The sequence below is a fragment of the Duganella sp. GW821-FHT07G03 genome (assembly GCF_059418605.1).
Window position 1 is genome coordinate 232912 of the sequence record NZ_JBWKQE010000004.1, and the last position, 21317, is coordinate 254228.

The 21317-nt window shown below is 63.0% G+C and carries 11 protein-coding genes; 5 read left to right on the forward strand and 6 right to left on the reverse strand.

Translation table 11 applies throughout. The annotated features are described in order from the left end of the window. Positions 1 to 167 precede the first annotated feature (167 nt). Together AC07OK_RS08240 and AC07OK_RS08245 are read left to right on the forward strand one after the other, a co-directional pair. Entirely contained in the window at positions 168 to 2888 is a 2721-nt protein-coding gene (locus AC07OK_RS08240) for a TonB-dependent receptor (RefSeq protein WP_494689846.1), read from the forward strand. Positions 2889 to 2986: 98 nt separating this feature from the next. Continuing rightward, positions 2987 to 4537, forward strand: coding sequence for a tryptophan halogenase family protein (locus tag AC07OK_RS08245; protein ID WP_494689847.1), 1551 nt, complete (start codon positions 2987 to 2989; stop codon positions 4535 to 4537). A gap of 6 nt (positions 4538 to 4543) precedes the next feature. On the opposite strand, the gene AC07OK_RS08250 is transcribed toward AC07OK_RS08245, so the two are convergent. Then, positions 4544 to 6379, reverse strand: a complete 1836-nt coding sequence (locus AC07OK_RS08250) for a M2 family metallopeptidase (protein ID WP_494689848.1) — start codon at positions 6377 to 6379, stop codon at positions 4544 to 4546. A 70-nt stretch (positions 6380 to 6449) separates the two neighbouring features. Beyond that, complete coding sequence (locus tag AC07OK_RS08255; RefSeq protein WP_494689849.1) at positions 6450 to 8897, reverse strand: glycoside hydrolase family 31 protein; 2448 nt, start codon at positions 8895 to 8897, stop codon at positions 6450 to 6452. A 175-nt stretch (positions 8898 to 9072) separates the two neighbouring features. Here AC07OK_RS08255 and AC07OK_RS08260 point away from each other — a divergent pair, with 175 nt between their 5' ends. The 3 genes from AC07OK_RS08260 to AC07OK_RS08270 all read left to right on the forward strand — a co-directional run bounded on the left by AC07OK_RS08260 (position 9073) and on the right by AC07OK_RS08270 (position 13848). Further along, the gene (locus AC07OK_RS08260; RefSeq protein ID WP_494689850.1) at positions 9073 to 10401 is read left to right on the forward strand and encodes an MFS transporter; all 1329 of its coding nucleotides are present in this window, start codon (positions 9073 to 9075) and stop codon (positions 10399 to 10401) included. 101 nt (positions 10402 to 10502) lie between these two features. Further along, positions 10503 to 12134 (forward strand): alpha-D-glucose phosphate-specific phosphoglucomutase, encoded by a 1632-nt coding sequence (locus AC07OK_RS08265; RefSeq protein WP_494689851.1) that lies wholly within the window; start codon positions 10503 to 10505, stop codon positions 12132 to 12134. Positions 12135 to 12156: 22 nt separating this feature from the next. Further along, positions 12157 to 13848 (forward strand): alpha-amylase family glycosyl hydrolase, encoded by a 1692-nt coding sequence (locus AC07OK_RS08270; RefSeq protein WP_494689852.1) that lies wholly within the window; start codon positions 12157 to 12159, stop codon positions 13846 to 13848. A gap of 3 nt (positions 13849 to 13851) precedes the next feature. Here AC07OK_RS08270 and AC07OK_RS08275 read toward each other — a convergent pair whose 3' ends face one another. From AC07OK_RS08275 to AC07OK_RS08290, 4 genes are all read right to left on the reverse strand, one after another. Then, positions 13852 to 16134, reverse strand: coding sequence for a GH92 family glycosyl hydrolase (locus AC07OK_RS08275; protein ID WP_494689853.1), 2283 nt, complete (start codon positions 16132 to 16134; stop codon positions 13852 to 13854). A gap of 115 nt (positions 16135 to 16249) precedes the next feature. After that, positions 16250 to 16615: a PKD domain-containing protein gene (locus AC07OK_RS08280; protein ID WP_494689854.1), complete on the reverse strand. Its 366-nt coding sequence runs from the start codon at positions 16613 to 16615 to the stop codon at positions 16250 to 16252. Positions 16616 to 16663: 48 nt separating this feature from the next. After that, positions 16664 to 19393 carry a pullulanase-type alpha-1,6-glucosidase gene (pulA, locus tag AC07OK_RS08285; RefSeq protein ID WP_494689855.1) on the reverse strand — a complete coding sequence of 910 codons (2730 nt, stop codon included), beginning with the start codon at positions 19391 to 19393 and terminating at the stop codon, positions 16664 to 16666. 195 nt (positions 19394 to 19588) lie between these two features. Beyond that, complete coding sequence (locus AC07OK_RS08290; RefSeq protein WP_494689928.1) at positions 19589 to 21148, reverse strand: POT-type proton-dependent oligopeptide transporter; 1560 nt, start codon at positions 21146 to 21148, stop codon at positions 19589 to 19591. Positions 21149 to 21317: the final 169 nt, after the last annotated feature.

Below are 21317 nucleotides of genomic sequence, written 5' to 3' on the forward strand. Positions count from 1 at the left end.
ACGTAGCAAGACTGAAGTTTGATTGACACCGAATCTAGTTTTAGTACAAAATTCTTCATAGAACGTCTTTTAGAACGTTTGCAATCCTTGGAACCCGTGTAGTCGATGTAGCGAGAGCAGGCTGTAGTTGTCGCGGGTATATTTTTAGATGAGTGAGGGGACATTTGATGATGAATTCCGCCAACCAGCGCGGCGCCAACTCGGCTCCGACTAGTGTTGCATTTAAGTTGAGCCCGGTAGCAGCCGGCTGTGCATTGCTGCTGTCCGCCATTTCCGGCTCGTCCTACGCGCAAGACGCGACCGCCGCCCAGGCCGCCGACGCGCCGGTAATCCAAACGGTGAAAGTGTCCGGTATCCGCCGCGGTATCGAAGACGCGATCTCCGTCAAGAAGAATTCCGAATCCATCGTTGAAGCGATCTCCGCGGAAGACATCGGCAAGCTGCCGGACGTGTCGATCGCCGAATCGCTGTCGCGCCTGCCAGGTGTGGCCGCGCAACGCGTGGCCGGCCGTGCCCAGGTGCTGAGCATCCGCGGCCTGGCGCCAGATTTCTCGACCACCACCCTCAATGGTCGTGAGCAGGCGTCCACCGGCGACAACCGCAGCGTTGAATATGACCAGTATCCATCGGAACTGATCAACGGCGCCGTGGTCTACAAGACGCCGGACGCATCGCTGGTTGGCCAGGGCCTGTCGGGCACCGTCGACCTGCAAACCGTGCGTCCGCTGGAATTCCCGGGCCGCACCATGGCGATCAACGTGCGCGGCGAGAAGAACTCGCTGGGCAAGCAGAACGCCGGCTACAAAGACAAGGGCTACCGCCTGAGCGGCATCTACATCGACCAGTTCGCCAACCGCACCCTGGGTGTGGCGCTGGGCTACGCCCGCCTGGACTCCCCTGGCCAATACCAGAAGTGGAGCAGCTGGGGCTACGGCTTCGATCCTAAGACCGGCAACGCCAACGGCCTGGCCAACTCCGGCAACGAAATCGACGCCGGCTCGACCAAGCAGACCCGCGACGGCCTGATGGCAGTGCTGCAGTGGAAACCAACCCGCGACTTCCAGTCGATGGTTGACACCTACTACTCGAAATTCAATTCCGACACCACCATCCGTGGCATGCAGTTCGGCACCGGCAACTGGATGGGCGACCTGACCTACGCCAACCCGGTATTCGCCAGCTACGGCGGCACCCAGGTGCTGCAGAGCGCGACCGTCGGCGGCATCAAGCCTGTGCTGCGTAACGACCTGAACACCAACCGCGACAAGCTGTTCGCGTTCGGCTGGAACAACAAGCTGCGCATGAACGAAGACTGGACCGGCATCGCCGACTTCAGCTACTCGAAAGCGGACCGTCAGGACATGATCCTGGAAACCTACGCCGGCGCAGCGACCACCGACAGCGCCAAGATCGTGCGCGACAACCAGACCGGCCTGCCGCAAGTGACCACCGGCCTGAACTACGCCAATCCGGCCGTCGTCAAGCTGAGCGATTCGGGCGGTTGGGGCCAGGACGGCTACGTCAAGTACCCGCAAGTGACCGACAAGCTGAAATCGGCCCGTTTCTCGGCCAAGCGCAGCCTGGACGGCATGTTCAGCAACCTGGACGTGGGCGTCAACTTCACCAAGCGCGACAAGACGCGTGAATCGGCAGAGATGCTGGTCAACCTGAAGAACGGCCGCGCACCGATCTCCGTGCCTGCCAACCTGATCCAGGATCCGACCTCGCTGGGCTTCGCCGGCATCCCTGGCATCATGTCCTACGACATCCTGGGCGCACTCAACAGCGTGTACACGCTGACGCCTAAGATTCACCAGGACATCTACAACAAGGACTGGCTGGTCAGCGAGAAAGTGTCGACCGCCTACGCCAAGGTCGGCATCGACGACACCTGGGGTGTGCCTGTCAAAGGTAACTTCGGTGTACAGATGATCCACACCAACCAGAGCTCGAGCGCGTTCAACGTCGACACCAGCAACCTGAACAAGCCGAAGACCGCGGAAGAAGGCACGTCGTACAACGACTTCCTGCCTAGCCTGAACCTGAACTTCGACCTGGGCAGCGAGCAGCACGTGCGCTTCGGCCTGGGCAAGACGATGGCTCGTCCACGTCTGGACCAGCTGCGCGCATCGTCGAGCGCTTCGGTGGACACCACCAAGCTGCTGTGGAGCGGCAGCGGCGGCAATCCTGACCTGAAGCCTTGGCGCGCCAACGCGATCGACTTGACGTACGAGAAGTACTTCGACAAGAGCACCTACTTCAGCGCCGCGACTTTCTACAAGAAGCTCAAGACCTACATCTACGACCAGATCCTGCCGTTCGACTTCACCAGCTATCCTAACGATGGCGTGACGCCGAAGACGAACATCGGTACCCTGACCCAGCCGGCCAACGGCACGGGCGGTTCGATCAAGGGTGTGGAGCTGTCCGGTTCCATCGACGGCAAGGTCCTGTGGACTGGCCTGGAAGGCTTCGGCGCCACCGGCTCGATCTCCCGCACGAAGAGCGAGATCGCTCCTGACGGTCCAGGCACCACCGGCGCACTGCCAGGCCTGTCGCGCACCGTGTCGAACGTCCAGGTGTTCTACGAGAAGTCCGGCTACTCGGCGCGTGTGACCCGCAGCGAGCGCTCCAACTTCCGTGGCGAAGTGACCGGCTTCGGCGCCGATCGCACCTTCACCGATATCAAGGGCGCGGCGCAAGTGGACTTCCAGCTCGGTTACGAGTTCAAGGAAGGCCAGTACAAAGGCCTGTCGCTGCTGTTCCAGGTGATCAACGCGAACGACACCGCGTACCAGACCATCCTCAGCAACGGCACCCTCAAAGTACCAGGCGAGTACACCAAGTACGGCCGCACCATGCTGCTGGGCCTGAACTACAAGATGTAATTCAGTCCGGTCCAAAACACCCCCTGTCAGCAGTCGCCGGCAGGGGGTGTTTTTTTTCGTGCACAATATCGGACAACATACAAAGCTGGAGACCAACAATGATGCAGCAAAACCAGGCGGATCGCCGCCTCAAGCAGATTCTGATCGTCGGCGGCGGCACCGCCGGCTGGATGACGGCGGCGGCCATGTCCAAACTGCTGGGCGGCCACTACCAGGTGCGCCTGGTCGAATCGGACGAGATTTCCACCGTCGGCGTGGGCGAGGCCACCATCCCCCAGATCAAATTGTTCAACCAGGCGCTGGGCATCGACGAAGACGACTTCCTGCGCGAGACCCAGGGCACCTTCAAGCTGGGCATCCAGTTCGTCGACTGGGGCAAGCTGGGCGAGAACTACATCCACACCTTCGGCAGCATTGGCCTGGACATGGGGCTGGTCGAGTTCCACCACTACTGGCTCAAGCTGCACCAGGCCGGGCTGGCGCCGGACTTCGGCGCCTACTCGCTGGCGGCGGTGGCGGCGCCGCAGAACAAGTTCATGCGCGCGGTCGAGGCCGGCAATTCACCGGTGTCGCACATCGCCCACGCCTTCCAGTTCGACGCCGGGCTGTATGCCAAATACCTGCGCAAGTTCGCCGAGGCGCGCGGCGTAGTGCGCACCGAGGGCAAGGTGGCCGACGTCATTTTGCGCGAAGGCGACGGCCATGTGGCGGCGATCATGATGGAAAACGGCGAGCGCATCGAAGCGGACCTGTTCATCGATTGCTCGGGCTTCCGCGGCCTGCTGATCGAAGGCGCTTTGAAAACCGGCTACGAGGACTGGACCCACTGGCTGCCGTGCGACCGCGCGCTGGCGGTGCCGTGCGAGTCGACCGGGCCGATCACGCCATACACGCGCGCCACCGCGCGCACGGCCGGCTGGCAGTGGCGCATTCCGCTGCAGCACCGCATCGGCAACGGCCATGTCTATTCGAGCAAATACATCAGCGACGACGAGGCGACCGCGCAGCTGCTGGCCAACCTGGACGGCAAGCCGCTGGCCGAGCCCAAGCCGCTGCGCTTCGTCACCGGCAAGCGCAAGAAATTCTGGAACAAGAACGTGGTGGCGATCGGCCTGGCCAGCGGTTTCATGGAGCCGCTGGAATCGACCAGCATCCACCTGATCCAGTCGAGCATCGCGCGCCTGATGAGCTTTTTCCCGGACCGCGATTTCAACCAGGATAATATCGACGAGTTCAATCGCCAGGCGCACTTCGAAGTCGACAAGATCCGCGACTTCCTGGTGCTGCACTACCACGCGACGGAGCGCGACGACACGCCGTTCTGGAACTACTGCCGCACGATGGAGGTGCCGGAAAGCCTGAAGCAGAAGATGGACTTGTTCAAGCAGCACGGCCGCTTCTACCGCGAGAAGGATGAGATGTTTGCGTCGGTGAGCTGGTTGCAGGTGATGCTGGGGCAGGGCTTGCGGCCGCAGTCCTATCATCCGCTGGTGGATCTGTATCCGCAGGAGCAGATCGAGGCGCATCTGCGCACCATCAAGACCGTGGTGGAGAACTGCGCCGGCAAGATGCCGAACCATGAAGACTTCATCGCCGCCCACTGCCAGACGGCGATGAATGTGAAGCGCCCTAACTACGGCGTGCGCTAGGAGCGCTTACTTCTTCTCAGCCGCGGCGAAGGCGGCGTTCTGCGTGTCGAGCCAGGATTTCAGCGGCGCGAAGTAGTCGAGCAGCGCGCCGCCGTCGATCTTGTCCTCGCCCGAAATCGCCTTCAGCGCTTCCGGCCATGGCTTGCTCGCGCCCATCGCCAGCATCTGCTGCAGCTTGGCGCCGGCCTTGGCGTTGTCGTACACCGAGCAGCGGTGCAGCGGACCGGTGTAGCCGGCTTCGCGGCACAGCGCGCGGTGGAACTGGAACTGCAGCATATCGGCCAGGAAGTAGCGCGCGTACGGCACGTCCGCCGCCACGTGGTACTTGGCGCCGGCGTCGAAGCCCGCGCCGCTGGCGTCGATGGCCGCCGGGCGCTTCATGCCCATGTACTGCTCGCGCAGTTGCCACCAGCTCTTGTCGTAGTCGGCCGGCTTGGTCTTGCCGGAGTAGACGTCCCAGCGCCACTTGTCCACCGAGTAGGCGAACGGCAGGATCGCGACCTTGCTCAGCGCGCGCTCCAGCAGCTGGCCGATGTCGGCGTCGGCGTCCGGCGCCTGGTCCATCAGGCCGACCTTCTGCAGATAGCTCGGCGTGATCGACAGCGCGACCGTGTCGCCGATGGCTTCATGGAAGCCGTCGTTGGCGCCGTTGCGGAACAGGTAGGGCTGCTTGGTGTAGTTGAGGAAGTAGTAGACGTGACCCAGCTCGTGGTGGATCGTGGTGAAGTCTTCCGCCGTCGGCGTGATGCACATCTTGATGCGCACGTCGTCCTTCTCGTTCAGCGGCCAGGCGGAGGCGTGGCACACCACGTCGCGGTCGCGCGGCTTGGTCAGCAGCGAGCGTTCCCAGAACGATTCCGGCAGCTTCTGCATGCCCAGCGAGGTGTAGAAGCGCTCGGCGTATTGCGTCATCTGCTTGGCGTCGGTCTTGCGGTCTTCCAGCACCTTGCTCAGGTCAAAGCTGCTGGCGCCCGTCGCAGGCTTCAGCAGCGGATACAGATTGTTCCAGTTCTGGCTCCACATATTCCCGAACAGGTGGGACGGGATAGGGCCGGTCAGCGGCACCACGTCCGGGCCGTAGGTCTGGCGCAGCTTGTAGCGGGTGTAGGTGTGCAGCGCGTCGTACAGCGGCTTGACCTGCTGCCACAGGCGCTCCATCTCGGCCGAGAAGGCCTCCGGCGGCATGTCGTACTGCGCGCGCCACATGGCGCCGGTATCGACAAAGCCCATCTGCTTGGCGCCCTTGTTCGACAGCGCCACGTATTCGGTGTATTTCTGTTTGTAGGACGGCGATTGCGCGTGCCAGCCCAGCCACATTTCCTTCAGCTTGGCCTCGTCGCGGCTCTTGGCCAGGACCTTTTCCATTTCGCCCAGCGCCATGCAGGCGTCGGCCGTGCCGTCGGGTTTCTTCGGGCAGTACTTGGCTTTGCCGTAGGCGCCGTTCATCGCCGCCTGCAATTGCGCGTAGTTTTCGCGCTCCTTGGCGTCGGCGAAGACCAGCGTCTGCTGCAGCAGCATCATCTTGCGGGCCGATTCGGCCGGCAGCTTCAAGCCGTTGAAACGGCGCGCCGCGATGGCCGCTTCGCCGGCCGCCGTCAGATAGCGTTCGGCGAAGAAGGAGGCGATGGCTTCCGTGTCGTCGGTGATGAAGTTGGAGCCGACCCAGGCGCCCTTGGCCTGTTCGTTGTTCAGCTTATTGAGGTGGGCTTCGGTGTCGGTCAGGAAGCGCTCGGCCTCTGCGACGGTGGGTTTTTTTGCGGGGGCGGCTAGCACGGTGGTGCTGGCGGCTGTCATGGCGCTGAGCGCGAACAGCGTGCTGATGATTTTTGGTGACACTGGCATCTCCCTATCTCCGTATATGGTCTTGTTGGCCATCGAACCATTCGATTCGATGGCCAGCAATCATACACGTTTAAAGGGTGATGGCGACGCTCCGGGCGGCCTGGCTGCTGGCCGGCAGTGCGATGTTCAGCACCTTGGCCGCTTCGTCCCAGACGAAGATGACCGGCTTGCCGTCCACGCGCACCAGCGACGGGTGGGCCGTCAGGTTATGCACTTGCAGCGCGATGCTGCGCTCGGGGCGCTGGTACTCCTTGCCCACTTCGGATTCGATGCGCAGCGACAGGCTGCGGCCCTGCAGCTTGCTGGCGAAGTGCAGCAGCTCGTACTTGCCCTGTTCGTAGGCTTGCGCGGTGCTGCCGTCGTCATCATACAGCTTGCCCGCGCCGGCGCTGACCGAGGCGTCGTGATAGTAGTGCAGGTCGATATGCTTGGTCGAATAGTCGCGCGTGGTCTGCACCACCTTCGCCATCGGGATGAAGGCGCCGGCACGCACGTAGACCGGCACGTGGTCCTCGCTCAGCTTCACCGATACGGTGGCGCCGCCGGCGTACTTCTCGCCGCTGTAGAAATCGAACCATGCGCTGCGGGCGGGGAAGTAGACGTCGGCCGTGGTCGCGCCCTGCTTGAGCACCGGAGTGACCAGGAAGTCCTTGCCCCACAAGTAGGTCGACGACATCGCGCGCACCTTGGCGTTGCCCGGCTCCTCGTACAGCATGGGGCGCATCAGCGGCAGGCCTTTCTGGTTGTTGTCGAAGCCCAGCGTGTAGTTGTAGGGCAGCAGGCGATAGCGCAGGCGGATCGCCTCGCGCGCCAGCGCCTTGGTGCGGTCTTCGCGGTAGACCGGCTCCGGCGCCACCTCGTCCTGCGCGTGCGGACGGAAGATCGGCTGGAACACGCCGTATTGCAGCCAGCGCGTGTAGAGCTCATTGTCCAGCACCGGATTGGCGAAGCCGCCCAGGTCCGAGTGCATATAGCCCGCGCCCTGCATCCCCATTTGCAGCGAGATCTCGGGCTGCGCCTGCAAGCCGCCCCAGCCCCGGCTGACATCGCCGGACCATGGAATGATGCCGTAGCGCTGCGTGCCCGAATAACCGGCGCGCATCAGGATGAAGGGGCGCTCGGTCGGGAAGTCCTGCTGATAGCCTTCCGCCACCAGCCGCGCCCATTGATGGCCGTAGATATTGTGCACCTGGTCGGCGCCGCCGGTGGCGTGACGCATGGCGGCTGGGTGTACTTCCGGTTCGCCCAGGTCGCCCCACACGCCGGTCACGCCCTGTTCGCGCAGGCCCTTGTAGATGTTCCAGAACCAGTCCTTGCCCGGCTTGCCGAAGATGTCGATCAAGCCGGTGTGACCGAAGTAGAAGTCATAGGCCAGCGGCGCGCCGTTGGCGTCCGTGCCCAGCACCTTCTTGTCGACCGCCTCCTGCCACTTGCTGGACGTATCGAGAATAAATGGCTCGGTGATCACCACCGTCTGCACGCCTCTCTTCTGGAAGTCGGCGATCATGCCGGTGGCGTTGGGGAAGCTGTCCTTGTCCCAGGCCAGGTTGCCCATCGTGCCCTTGATCTCTTTGCCGAACCAGAACAGGTCGAACACGATGGCGTCGAGCGGAATGTCGTCGGCGATGAATTTGTTGACGGTGTCGCGCGCGATGGCCTCGTTGCGGTAGCCGAAACGCATCGCGAAATTGCCGAAGGCCCAGCGCGGCGGCAGCGGTTGTTTGCCGGTCAGGCTGGTGTAGTTGCCCACCACGTCTTCCCAGCTGTCGCCGGCGATCACCTGGTAGGTCTTGCGGCCGCCGATGGTTTCGTAGGTCAGGCTGTCGTTGTTCTTGCTGTCGAAATCGAGGTAGCCGGTTTGCGGATTGTCGAAATGGAGCGCGTACATTTTCGACGACAGCGCGACCGGCATCGCGTAGCCCATCTGCTTGGACTTGTCGTCGTAGCCGTAGTGCGCCTTGTTGTACAGGGTGAAGCGGTGGCCGCGGCGGTTCATGCCGACCGCCCGTTCGCCGGCGCCGTACAGGGCTTCTTCCTTATCGAGCGCGAACTCGATGCCTTCCAGTTCGCGCGGCTCGCCCTTGTTGATATCCTTGCTGCCGGTGGTCAGGTCGTCCTGGATCTTGACGTAGCCATGCTTTTCCGCGACCAGGCGCTTGCCCTTGTAGGCATACGAAATCTGGAACGGCGACTTGGTAATCGTGACGACGATGCCAGGTGTGGCATATTCGATGCTGTTGACCTTTGTGGTCAGCGTGGTGCGGACGGCGGCCGGCGCCAATACCACCGCGTGCGAGGCCGGGTCGATTTGCTCGCCGTTCGGCACGAAGGTGGTTTCAACGATGCCGGCGGAGTAGGGCTTGATGACATAGCGGCCGTCGCTGGTGTGGACTTCCAGCTGGCCGCCGTTGCGGGTGGCGCTGTCGAATTTGCGGTCGGCGTTCTGCGCCTGGCCGGCCTGGCTGACGACCAGCAGCGGCAACACGGCCGCCAGTTTGGCGATGGAATTGCTTTTCATGTGTGTATGGTCTCGGAGGTGGTTATGATTTTGTTGTTTGGCTACATTTGACTACAAAATACTGCCCTTGGGATGGCTTGTTTCCTTTATTTTACTGGGAAACTCTTTCAATTGACACGTGCGGGGCTGCGTGTTATTTTGCTACAAATTTCAGAAATAGTCGGGGACACGCAGCATGCAATCTTCCAGCAGCAAGCCCATACTGTCGTTTTGGCAGTTATGGAACATGAGCTTCGGCTTTTTCGGCATCCAGTTCGGCTTTGCGCTGCAAAATGCCAACACCAGCCGGATTTTTTCCACGCTCGGCGCCAATCCCGACGACCTGTCCCTGTTCTGGCTGGCGGCGCCGGTCACCGGCCTGCTGGTGCAGCCGATTATCGGCTACCTGAGCGACAACACCTGGCATCCGACTTGGGGCCGCCGCCGTCCGTTCTTCTTCATCGGCGCCCTGCTGGCGTCGATCGCGCTGTTCCTGATGCCCAATTCCACCGCGCTGTGGATGGCCGTCGTCGTCCTGTGGCTGATGGATGGCGCCATCAACGTCTCGATGGAGCCGTTCCGCGCCTTCGTCGGCGACAAGCTGGGTTCCTCGCAGCAGACCGCCGGCTTCGCGATGCAGACCTTCTTCATCGGCTGGGGCGCGGTGATCGCCTCGCTGCTGCCGACCATCTTCGCCGACTTCCTGGGCGTGAGCAACGTGCCGCTCAACGGCGCGATCCCCGACACGGTACGTTACTCGTTCTACGCCGGCGGCGCCATCTACTTCCTGGCTGTGTTGTGGACCGTCCTCACCGCCAAGGAAACGCCGCCCGAGGACATGGAAGCCTTCCGCGCCGAGCAGCGCCGCACCAAGGGCCTGGGTCACGCGCTCAAGGAGATCATGGGCGGCTTCACCAAGATGCCGAAGACCATGGTGCAACTGGCCGCCGTGCAGTTCTTCACCTGGATCGCGCTGTTCGCGATGTGGATCTACACCACCTCCGCCATCGGCGAAAACGTCTTCGGCACCGCCGACGCGCAATCGGTGGCGTTCCAGGAAGCGGGTAACCGGGTCGGCGTGATGTTCGCCGTCTACAGCGGCGTTTCCGCGCTGGCCGCCTTCATCCTGCCGATCTTCGCGCGCAAGACCAGCCGCAAGTTCGTGCACATGAGCTGCCTGCTGATCGGCGGCGCCAGCCTGTTCAGCGTCTACGCCATCCATGACCTGAACCTGTTGTTCGTGCCGATGATCGGCGTCGGCATCGCCTGGGCCAGCATCCTGACCATGCCATACGCGATCCTGGCCGGCGCGCTGCCCGCCAAGCGCATGGGCTACTACATGGGCGTGTTCAACTTCTTCATCGTCATCCCGCAGATCGTCAGCGGCCTGCTGCTGGGTTTCGTCACCAAGCACTGGTTCGCTGGCCACACCGTCAAGACCCTGATGCTGGGCGGCGTCTGCATGATGGTGGCGGGTGTGCTGACCTTGGCCGTCCGCGATAACGCCGAACCGGCCGGGCACTGATGTAGGATTGTTCGCTTGACCATGTATTCGCGCGCCGCCCGTTTGCCGGAACAGGTACAACAGGGGTTGCGAATACTGTCCTTTACCTGTGCGGAGCGAACATGAGCATACAAACTGTAGCGACCAAGGCGTTCCCTGGCCAGCGGCCAGGAACCTCGGGCTTGCGGAAAAAAGTCACCATCTTCCAGCAGCCTTCCTATCTCGAAAACTTCGTGCAAAGCGTGTTCGACACGCTGGGCGACTGCGCCGGCAAGACGCTGGTGCTGGGCGGCGATGGCCGCTTCCACAACCGCGAGGCGGTGCAGACCATCCTGCACATGGCGGCGGCGCACGGCTACGCCAAGGTGCTGGTGGGGCAGGGCGGCATCCTCTCGACGCCCGCCGTCAGCTGCGTGATCCGCAAGCACGGCGCGCTGGGCGGCATCGTGCTGTCGGCCAGCCACAATCCGGGCGGGCCGGATGGCGACTTCGGCATCAAGTACAACATCGCCGCCGGCGGCCCCGCGCCGGAGAGCGTGACCGAGGCGATCTTCCACCGCACCGAAAGCATCAGGCAGTACCGCATCAGCGACGCACCAGCCATCGATATCGACCGCCTCGGCGTCTCGCGCATCGAGCAGATGGAAGTGGAGATCATCGACCCGGTGGCCGACTACGCGGAGCTGATGCAGCGGCTGTTCGACTTCGACGCCATCAAGGCGCTGTTCGGGCGCGGCTTCCGCATGTGCTTCGACGGCATGCATGCGGTCTCCGGCCCCTACGCCAAGACCATCCTCGAAGGCATGCTGGGCGCGCCTGCCGGCACCGTCATCAACGGCGTGCCGCTGGAGGATTTCGGCGGCCACCACCCGGACCCCAATCCCGTCAACGCCGCGCAGCTGATCGCCATCATGGCGGCGGACGACGCCCCCGACTTCGGCGCCGCCTCCGACGGCGACGGCGACCGCAATATGATCGTCGGCCGCAAATTCGATGTCACGCCGTCCGACAGCCTGGCCGTGCTGGCCGCCCATGCGGCAGTGGCGCCGGGCTACCGCGCCGGCCTGAAAGGCATCGCCCGTTCGATGCCGACCTCGCGCGCGGCCGACCGCGTGGCCGCCGCGCTGGGCATCCCGTGCTATGAAACGCCGACCGGCTGGAAGTTCTTCGGCACGCTGCTGGACGCGGGCAAGGCCACGCTGTGCGGCGAGGAGAGCTACGGCACCGGCTCGGACCACATCCGCGAAAAGGACGGCCTGTGGGCAGTGCTGTTCTGGCTTAACCTGCTGGCCGCCAGCGGCAAGTCGGTGGAACAGCTGTTGGGCGAGCACTGGGCGCGCTTCGGCCGCAACTACTATTCGCGCCACGATTACGAGGCGGTCGAGATCAAGGGTGCCAATGAGCTCATGGCTTCCCTGCGCATCAAGCTGGCCACGCTGGCGGGGCAGGACCTGGGCCATTACGTGGTCGATTTCGCCGATGATTTCGACTACACCGATCCGGTCGACGGCTCGCACGCCACGCAGCAGGGCATACGGATAGTCATGACCGACGGCTCGCGCATCGTGTACCGCCTGTCCGGCACCGGCACCGAGGGCGCGACCCTGCGCGTCTACCTGGAGCGCTACGAAGCTGATCCGGCTTACCACCACCTGCCAACCCAGCAGGCCTTATCCGCATTGATACTCATCGCCGAGCAGGTTGGCGGCATCACCGGATGGACCGGACGCGCGCGTCCGACCGTCACCACATAAAACCACCATAAAGGAAGACAGCATGAAATTGACTCCCCTTGCAATGACCCTGGCGCTGGCACTTGGAGCGGCTACGGCCTGCACCTCGGCCATCGCCGCGCCGGCCGCCAAGCAGGCCGCCCGCAAGCCATTCCTGTGGGAGAACGCCACCATCTATTTCATGCTGACCGACCGCTTCAACAACGCCTACGTCGGCAACGACCTCGCCTACGGCCGCAAGGCGGACGCCGGCCCGCTGCGCGGCTACATGGGCGGCGATCTGGCCGGCATCACCAACAAGATCAATGAAGGCTATTTCGACAGCCTGGGCGTGAGCGCGATCTGGGTCTCGCCGCCGGTGGAGCAGATCCACGAAGGCACCGATGAAGGCACCGGCAAGTCCTACGGCTTTCACGGATACTGGGCCGCCGACTTCACCGCGGTCGACGCCAACCTGGGCACGGAAAACGACTTCCGCAACCTGGTCGACGCCGCCCACGCGCACGGCATCCGCGTGCTGCTGGACGTGGTGATGAACCAGACCGGCCCGGTGACGGCGACCGACTACGTATGGCCGGACGACTGGGTGCGCACCGATCCGCAGTGCACCTACAAGGACGCCAAGACCACCATCGAATGCACGCTGGTGAAGAACCTGCCGGACTTCCGCACCGACAGCGATACGCCGGTCGAGCTGCCCGAGAACCTGGCGGCGAAGTGGCAGCGTGAAGGCCGCTTCGAGCGCGAGGTGAAGGAATTGAACGAGTTCTTCGCCCGCACCGGCTATCCGCGCGCGCCGCGCTACTACCTGATGAAGTGGCATTCGGACTGGGTGCGCAAGTACGGTGTCGACGGCTTCCGCGCCGACACCGTCAAGCACGTCGAGGCCAAGGTCTGGAAAGAGCTGAACACCGTGGCCGCTGCCGCCTTCGAAGACTGGAAGCGCGCCAACCCGGACAAGAAGCTCGGCGACGACAAGTTCTATTCGACGGCGGAAGTCTACAACTACAACATCGCGCAGGGCCAGGTGTTCGACCTGGGAGGCGGCCAGAGCGCCAACTACTATCAGAGCGGCTTCAATAGCCTGATCAATTTCGGCTTGGTGTACGACGCGCAGAAGGATTACGAGCCGCTGTTCAGCAGCTATTCGAATATGCTGCATGGCGGTGCGCTGGATGGCTACTCGGTGCTGAACTACCTGGACTCGCACGACTACGACAAGCCGTTTGATGCCTCGCGCAAGAAGCCGTTCGAAAGCGCGAGCAAGCTGTTGCTGGCGCCCGGCGCGGCGCAGATCTACTACGGCGATGAAACCGCGCGCAAGCTGGACGTGGCCGAAGCGGTGGGCGACGCCAAGCTGCGCTCCTTCATGAACTGGGATGAGCTGGAGCGCAATGTGCAGCGCGACGGCTACAAGATCGCCGAGGTGCGCGCGCACTGGGCCAAGATCGGACTGTTCCGCAAAGACCATGTGTCGGTGGGCGCCGGCGTGCACCAGCAGCTGCAAGCCAAGCCTTACGTCTTCAAGCGCACCTACGACAAGGGCGCGCTGCACGACAAGGTGGTCGTCGCGCTCGACCTGCCGACCGACAAAGCCGCCAGCATCAACCTGCACGGCGTGTTCGCCAATGGCCAGAAGGTCAAGGACTACTACTCCGGCAAGAGCGCCGTGGTGAAGGGCGGCAGCGTCAACTTCGGTACGAAGAACGCTGTCGTCTTGATCGGGCAGGAGTAAGCGTTAGCGGTCGGTCGAAAGCGAGTAGGGCGCGTCGGCCGGTGCGGTGGCGCGCAGTTTGTTCGGCTGCTCGGACATGTCGAAGTCCAGCACAGCGCCCTGCATCAGGCCTGCGTGGCTCAACCAGTTCTTCGAATACGGCTTGCCGTTGACCTTGAGCGCGTTCACATAGCGCTTGCTGTCGCTGTTGGCGGGGGCGTTGATGACCACCGTCTTGCCGTTCTCCAGCCGCAGCGTGACCTTCTTGAACAGCGGCGCGCCGACCACGTACTGCGGCACCACCGGCGTCACAGGGTAGAAGCCCAGCGCCGAGAACACATACCATGCCGAGGTCTGGCCGTTGTCCTCGTCGCCGCAGTAGCCGTCCGGCGTGGCCTTGTACAGGCGGTTCATGGTTTCGCGCGCCCAGTACTGCGTCTTCCACGGCGCGCCCGCGTAGTCGTACAGGTAGATCATGTGCTGGATGGGCTGGTTGCCGTGCGCGTACTGGCCCATGTTTGCGATCTGCATTTCGCGGATCTCGTGTATCACTTCGCCGTAGTAGCTTTCGTCGAAGGTCGGCGGCAGCGTGAACACCTGATCCAGCTTGGCGACGAACTTCTCGCGGCCGCCCATCAGGTCCACCAGGCCGTTCACGTCCTGGAACACCGACCAGGTGTAGTGCCAGCTATTCCCTTCGGTGAAGGCGTCGCCCCATTTGAACGGGTTGAAGGGCGACTGGAAGCTGCCGTCCTTGTTCTTGCCGCGCATGAGGCCCGTCTCCGGGTCGAACAGCTTTTTGTAGTTCATCGCCCGCTGCGCGTAGATGCCGATCTCCGACTGCGGCTTGCCGAGCGCCTTGCCCAGCTGGTAGATGGCGAAATCGTCGTAGGCATATTCCAGCGTGCGGGCGGCGTTCTCATTGATCTTGACGTCATACGGCACGTAGCCAAGTTCGTTGTAGTACTTGACGCCGGCGCGGCCGACGGCGCTCATCGGTCCTTCGTTGTCGGCGCCGTGCTTCAGCGCCTGCCACAGCGTGTCGATGTCGTAGCCGCGCAGGCCTTTGATGTAGGCTTCCGCCACCACCGATGCCGAGTTGTTGCCGATCATGACGTCGGCCAGGCCGGGGCTGGACCATTCGGGCAGCCAGCCGCTTTCCATGTAGTCGTTGACCAGGCCGGCCTGCATCTCGCGGTTGATCGACGGGTACATCAGGTTCAGGAAGGGATACAGCGCGCGGAAGGTGTCCCAGAAGCCGGTGCCGGCGTACATATAGCCGGGCAGGATCTTGCCGTTGTGGGGACTCCAGTGGACGATCTGGTTGTTGGCGTCGATCTCATACAGCTTGTTCGGGAAGAACAGCATGCGATACAGGCTGGAATAGAAGGTGCGCGTCTGGTCGTCGCTGCCGCCTTCCACGCTGATGCGGCTCAGCGTCTTGTTCCATACTTCCTTGCCTTTTTGCGCGGTGGCGTCGAAGCTGTCGGTTGCCAGTTCGCGCTTCAGGTTCAGCTCCGCCTGTTCCTCGCTGATGAAGGAGGAGGCCACGCGCATGCCGACCTTCTCGCCTTTCGCGGTCTTGAAGCCGACCACCGCGCCGCTATGGTCGCTGGCCAGTTCCATCACGTTGCTCACCAGTTTGTCGCCGCTCCAGATGCGGGTGGTGGTGAAGGGTTTGTCGAAGTAGATGACGAAGTAGTTCTTGAAATTCTTCGGCAGCGGGCCGCGCGCGTAACGGGTGCTGTAGCCGACGATCTTGCGCTCCGCCGGGATCACCTTGATGTATGAGCCTTTGTCGTAGGCGTCCACCACCACATAGGCGTCGTCGGTTTTCGGGAAGGTGAAGCGGAACTGCGCGGCGCGTTCGGTCGGCGCGATTTCGGTGGTCACGTCGGCGTCGGCCAGGTAGACGCTGTAGTAGTAAGGCTTGGCCACTTCCGCCTTGTGCGAGAACCAGCTGGCGCGGTCGTCCTGCGTGAATTTTGGCTTGCCGGTGACCGGCATGATGGCGAACTGGCCGTAGTCGTTCATCCACGGCGACGGCTGGTGCGTTTGCTTGAAGCCGCGGATCTTGTCGGCGTCGTAGGTGTAGGCCCAGCCGTTGCCCATCTTGCCGGTCTGCGGCGTCCAGAAGTTCATCCCCCACGGCAGCGCGATGGTCGGATAGGTATTGCCGTTCGAGAGTTCGGGCTTGCTGGCGGTGCCCATCAGGGGATTGATCCATTCGACGGGATCGGCGACGGGCGCGGCGGAAGCGGTCAGCGCGAACAGGAAGAGGGGCAGCGCAAGCGTGTGCAGTTTCATAATTTTGGCGGTGGTGACTGGCGAAAACCAGTGTAGCAGCTATGCCATCGCCGCCAACCAACAGGCCTGGGCGGCCGTCATGTTTATTGGCCGATTACTAAACAAGCTGCGCCAGCTACTGCGCGGTGATGATGACGGAAGATGGCGCGCTATCGAGCTTGCCGTCGTTGACGGTCAGCGTGGCGACGTAGACGCCCGGCAGGTCGGCGAAGAAGGTTGGCGTGGCGACGTGGTAGTTCAGCAGGGCGGCCGTGCTGCCTGCGGGTTTGGCCAGTGTCCAAGAGTAGCTGAGGATGTCCTGGTCCGCATCGGTGCCGCTGCCGGCCAGCTTGACCGAGCTGCCCGCCGTCACGCCTTGTGCCGGTCCGGCGATGGCGACCGGCACATGGTTTGCCGGCGCGTTGTAGTCGCCGCCACCGCATGCGACCAGGGTTAGCGTAAAGGTCAGCGTAAGCAGCGCTGCGATATGGTTGCATCTCATGATGATCTCTTTCCGGCTCGACGGTGAGCCGAAAAGATATCACGGTGTTTACTTCTTTTCTACGAATACCACGGCGCTGCGTGGCGGAATTGCAAACGTGCCGGAAGCGGCGTCGTACTTGGCTTCCGGGGCCACGCGTTTGTCCGCTGCGGCCATGTTGGTGTGGGCCGGATGCAGTTGGTAGTGGTGGTTCTTTTCCGCGTCAACCGTCACGCGCTGCGCCACTTTGTCGACGTTGATCAGGTAGGTGATGGACTTGAAATTGGCGCCCGCGTAGCCGGCGCCGTCCAGGTGGGCGACGATCACGGTCGGCACCTGGCCGCTGCCGGTGTTGTGGAAGCGCAGGCGCTGCTTGATGTCGGCGGCGGTGCGCAGGCGGAACAGCGTGCTGCTGGCGCGGATCGCCAGCAAGTCGCGGAAGGCGTCGCGCGCGTAGGCGATGTCTTTCGGCGATGGCTTGATGGCGGCGTCACGCAGCAGCGGCTTAATCAGGTCGTAGTCCTTGCCGTTGTCTTCCGCGCGCGGGGCGCCGGTGCCGTAGTAGTTGTCCTGGTAGCTCCAGTCGATGCGATTGAACCAGTCTCCCGATTCGAAGCTGTTGCGGTCCAGCGATTTGGAGCGCAGGATATCGAAGCCCGCATGGAAGTAGGCCACGCCCTGGCTGAAGGCGTTGATGGCGGCGCCCAGCATCTGCACCTGCGCGCGTTCGGCGCTGGTGGTGGTGCGCGGCAGCTTGAAGGCGTTGATGTCGTACAGCGTCTGGTTGTCATGGTTCTCGACGTAGTTGACCACTTCGCCCGGCTCGCTGGCGTAGCCGGCCGGCGGGTTGCCGCCGTAGACGATGTCCTGCAATGGCTGCGTCTTGCCGTCCGAGGTTTGCAGCGGGTAGCTGCGGATCGAACCGGCCAGGCCGACCTTGACCAGGTCCGACGCTTGCAGCAGGTCGCTGGCGGGACGTGTTCCCGCTTGCGCGTTGGCGTCGTACACCAGGCCGTTGATGTAGCCTTGTTGCGTGATCATCTGCACGCCGCTGTCGCCGGCGCCGCCACCGCGCACCGCATCGCGCGCGCGGTCGCTGAAGGTGCCGATGCCGCTGCCGTTCAGCGACAGCTGCGAGGCCTGCACGAAGCGCGCGCCGTCGGCCACTTCGCCGAAGTTCCAGCCTTCGCCGATCAGGTTGATGTGGCGGCCGGTGGCGCGGTCGGCGCTGGCCTGCAGCTGCTCCATCGCGGCGCGCGGCTGGTGGCCCATCAGGTCGAAGCGGAACGAGTCGATCTTGTACTGCACGGCCCACTGTTCGACCGAGTCGATCATCAGCTTGGCCATCATCAGGTTTTCGGTGGCGGTGTTGTCGCAGCAGGTGGAGCGTTCGATCGCGCCCTTGGCGTTCAGACGGTGGTAGTAGCCGGGCACCACGCGGTCCAGCACGGACTTCTCATTCTGGCCGGCGATGAAGGTGTGGTTGTACACCACGTCCATGCCGACGCGCAGGCCGGTCTTGTGCAGCGCCTGCACCATCTGGCGGAATTCGACGATGCGCTTGGCGCCGTCGGCCGGGTCGGTGGCGTAGCTGCCTTCGGGCGCGTTGTAGTGGTATGGGTCGTAGCCCCAGTTGTAGCAGTCGGTGGCCTGGGTCTTGGCGACCAGCGCTTGTTGCTCTTCGCTGTCCGGCGCCAGGCCGGCCGGGATGTTTGGCGTGACGCAGCCTTGTTCCGGCACGCTGCCGATGTCGTACACGGGCAGCAGGTGGATGTCGGTCATGCCGGCCTTGCTCAGTGCCGCCAGGTGCTTCATGCCGTTGGAGCCGGTTTCGGTGAAGGCGGTGTACTTGCCGCGGTTGGCGGTGTTGACGGTGCTGTCGTTGATCGAGAAGTCGCGCACATGCAGTTCGTAGACCGTCATGTCGGATTGGGCGGCCACTTTTTTCGGGGCGGGGGTTTTGTCCCAGCCGGCGGGCTTCAGCTTGGCCGCGTTCAGGTCGGCGATGTAGCTGCGCTTGGAGTCGGTGGTCAGGCTGATCGAATAGGGATCGGTGACGAGGTTGCGTACCAGGCCCGCCGATGGCGCCACCACATCCACCAGGTATTGGTAGTACTGGCCGGAGCGATTGCCATCAAGGTGTGCGGACCAGATGCCGGTGGCGTCGTCGCGCTGCATGGTGGTGATGGCGGAGGCTTTGCCGGAACCGCTGGAGTAGGTGCACAGCGCCACGCGTTGCGCGGTCGGCGCCCAAAGTTTGAAGCCGGTTTGTTTGCCGACGCTGACGCCCAGATCGCGCGCCTTGGCGGCGCTGGCATACAGGTCATCGAGCGCGCCGGCGATTTGCAGCGTGGTGGCGTCGCGCACGGTGCCGTCGTCGGCCTCCTGCACCAGCATGACCTGCTGCGTCAGCGCGCCGCCGAGGCGCGCCGTATCCGCTGCCGCCAGTGTCAGTACCGCGCCATTGCCGACGAACTTGAAGCGCTGCGCGACATCGGACGGCAAGCCGCCATCAAAGCGCGCCAAGGCCAGCGAGCCATCCGCGCCTGACACCCGCGCGCCAGGCGTCGCATGCAGCGAGGCGGAAGCGGAGTAATAGAGTTTGAAAGCGCCGCCGGAAGCGTCTGCGCCCGGCCACTTGATCAGCTGGCGATTGAGCCAATAGGCCCGCGCATCGGCAGCGACGGCTGGCTGCAGGACGGTAGCGAACGGCCCATCGCATGCCGCCAGTGTCGCGTCGGCGGCCGCGGCCGCCACACAAGTCAACGCCAGCGCGCCGCCAACAGAAACCCCGGCCATCCGCCGCCACGTCCCAAGATGCATACCGCCCATATCGCCGCCTCCAAAACTATAGATTTAGGTAGTGCGGCTACAAAAAACCGGCAAATACCCCTGTATTTGCCGGTTATGGTAATCCAAAATCTGTAGTTTTGATACGAGGAATGCCGTTCCGGGGTTTGAGGTCACAAATTATGACCTCAAACCAGCGACTTCTTAAGCGGCCTTTTGCGTATCGGCGCGGTAGTTGTCCACCATTTTGTAGCGTATCGCATACAGCGCGAAGATCGCTGCGACCAGCAGGGCGAAGGCGGCGAAGAAGAACATCTGGAACGCGATCACCCCCATGCCGCTGCCGGCGATGTACGCGCTGACGGCGTCGTTCTTCACGCCGGCGTTGACGATCAGCACCCACAGGTTGCCGACCGTGATGGCCAGATACCAGAAGCTCAGGATAATGCCCTTCATCGGCACCGGCGCCTGGCTGTAGGCGAACTCCAGCCCCGTCGCCGATACCAGCACCTCGCCCAACGTCAGCAGCGCATACGGCAGCAGCTGCCACAGGATGGAGACCTTGTCGCCGCCGTCCATCTGCAACTGGATCATGCCGATCACGATCCACGACACGCCGGCCAGCGCGATGCCCATGCCCATGCGGCGCAGCGGCGTCGGCGTGATGCCGATGGCGCGCATGATCGGATACAAGGCCAGGTTGTTGAACGGGATCAGCAGCATCACCAGGATCGGATTGACGGCCTGCATCTGCGCCGGCAGCAGCGTGAACTCCCAGCCGAAGATGTTCAACAGCGGGCTATTCATCGCATTTGCCTGCACGATCCAGGTCGACGCCTTCTGATCGAACAGCGAATGGAACGGCGTCACCATCGCGAACACGATCAGGATGCGCAGCACCGAGCGCACGCCTTCCACCGCCTCGTCGCTATGCAGGCCGCGCGCGCGGTCCAGCTGCATCGACACGCCGATGCCGCCAAACGCCAGCACCAGCACCAGCGCCAGGCAGGCGGCGATGACGAAGCCCCACTGCGGCGCCATGCACAGCGACGCCACCGCGCCCAGCGCGCCGACGCCGGCCATCATCAGGCCGGGGCGCGATTGGCCGGGCTGCTTGCTCATCAGCGCGGTGCGGGCCACGCTGCTGAAGGAATTCGGATTCGGCGCGGCCGGCGGCACGTGGATGTACTTGCGCTTGCCGAGCCAGAACACCAGCGTGGCGATCGCCATCAGGATGCCGGGAATGCCGAAGGCGACGGCCGGGCCGTAGTCGCGCAGGAACACCGGCATCAGCAGCGAGGCGAAGAAGGAGCCGAAGTTGATGATCCAGTAGAAGGCGTCGTACACCAGCTTGGCGCGGTTCTTGTTGGTCTGGTCGAACTGGTCGCCGACGAAGGCCGCCACCAGCGGCTTGATGCCGCCCGAACCGAACGCGATCAGGAACAGGCCGAAGTAGAAGCCCTTGAGGTTGTCCTCGAAGATCGCCAGGCAGGCATGCCCGGCCACATAGATCAGGCTGAACCAGAACACCGTGTTGTATTTGCCGAACCAGCGGTCGGCCAGCCAGCCGCCCAGCAGCGGGAAGAAGTACACGCCGATGACGAAGGTGTGGAATACATGCTTGGCCTCGCTGGCGCGGTCGGCCAGCGGCACGAACAGCAGCAGGGTGCTGAGCAGGAACGGCGTCAGGATGTTGCGCATCCCATAGAAGCTGAAGCGTTCGCAGCCTTCGTTGGCGATGATGTAAGGAATTTGCCGGGGCATCGGCCCGTTGCCGGTGTTGCTCACTATTTTCTCTCCTGATTCTGTGTAGTTTGACTACTATTTTTATCCGACGAATTTTTGTAAATATCCGTAAGATAATGATTTTTATGGATTAATTGTATTAATCCGCAAGTGCCTCATGGATTGAAAAAACCATATTCGTGATGTA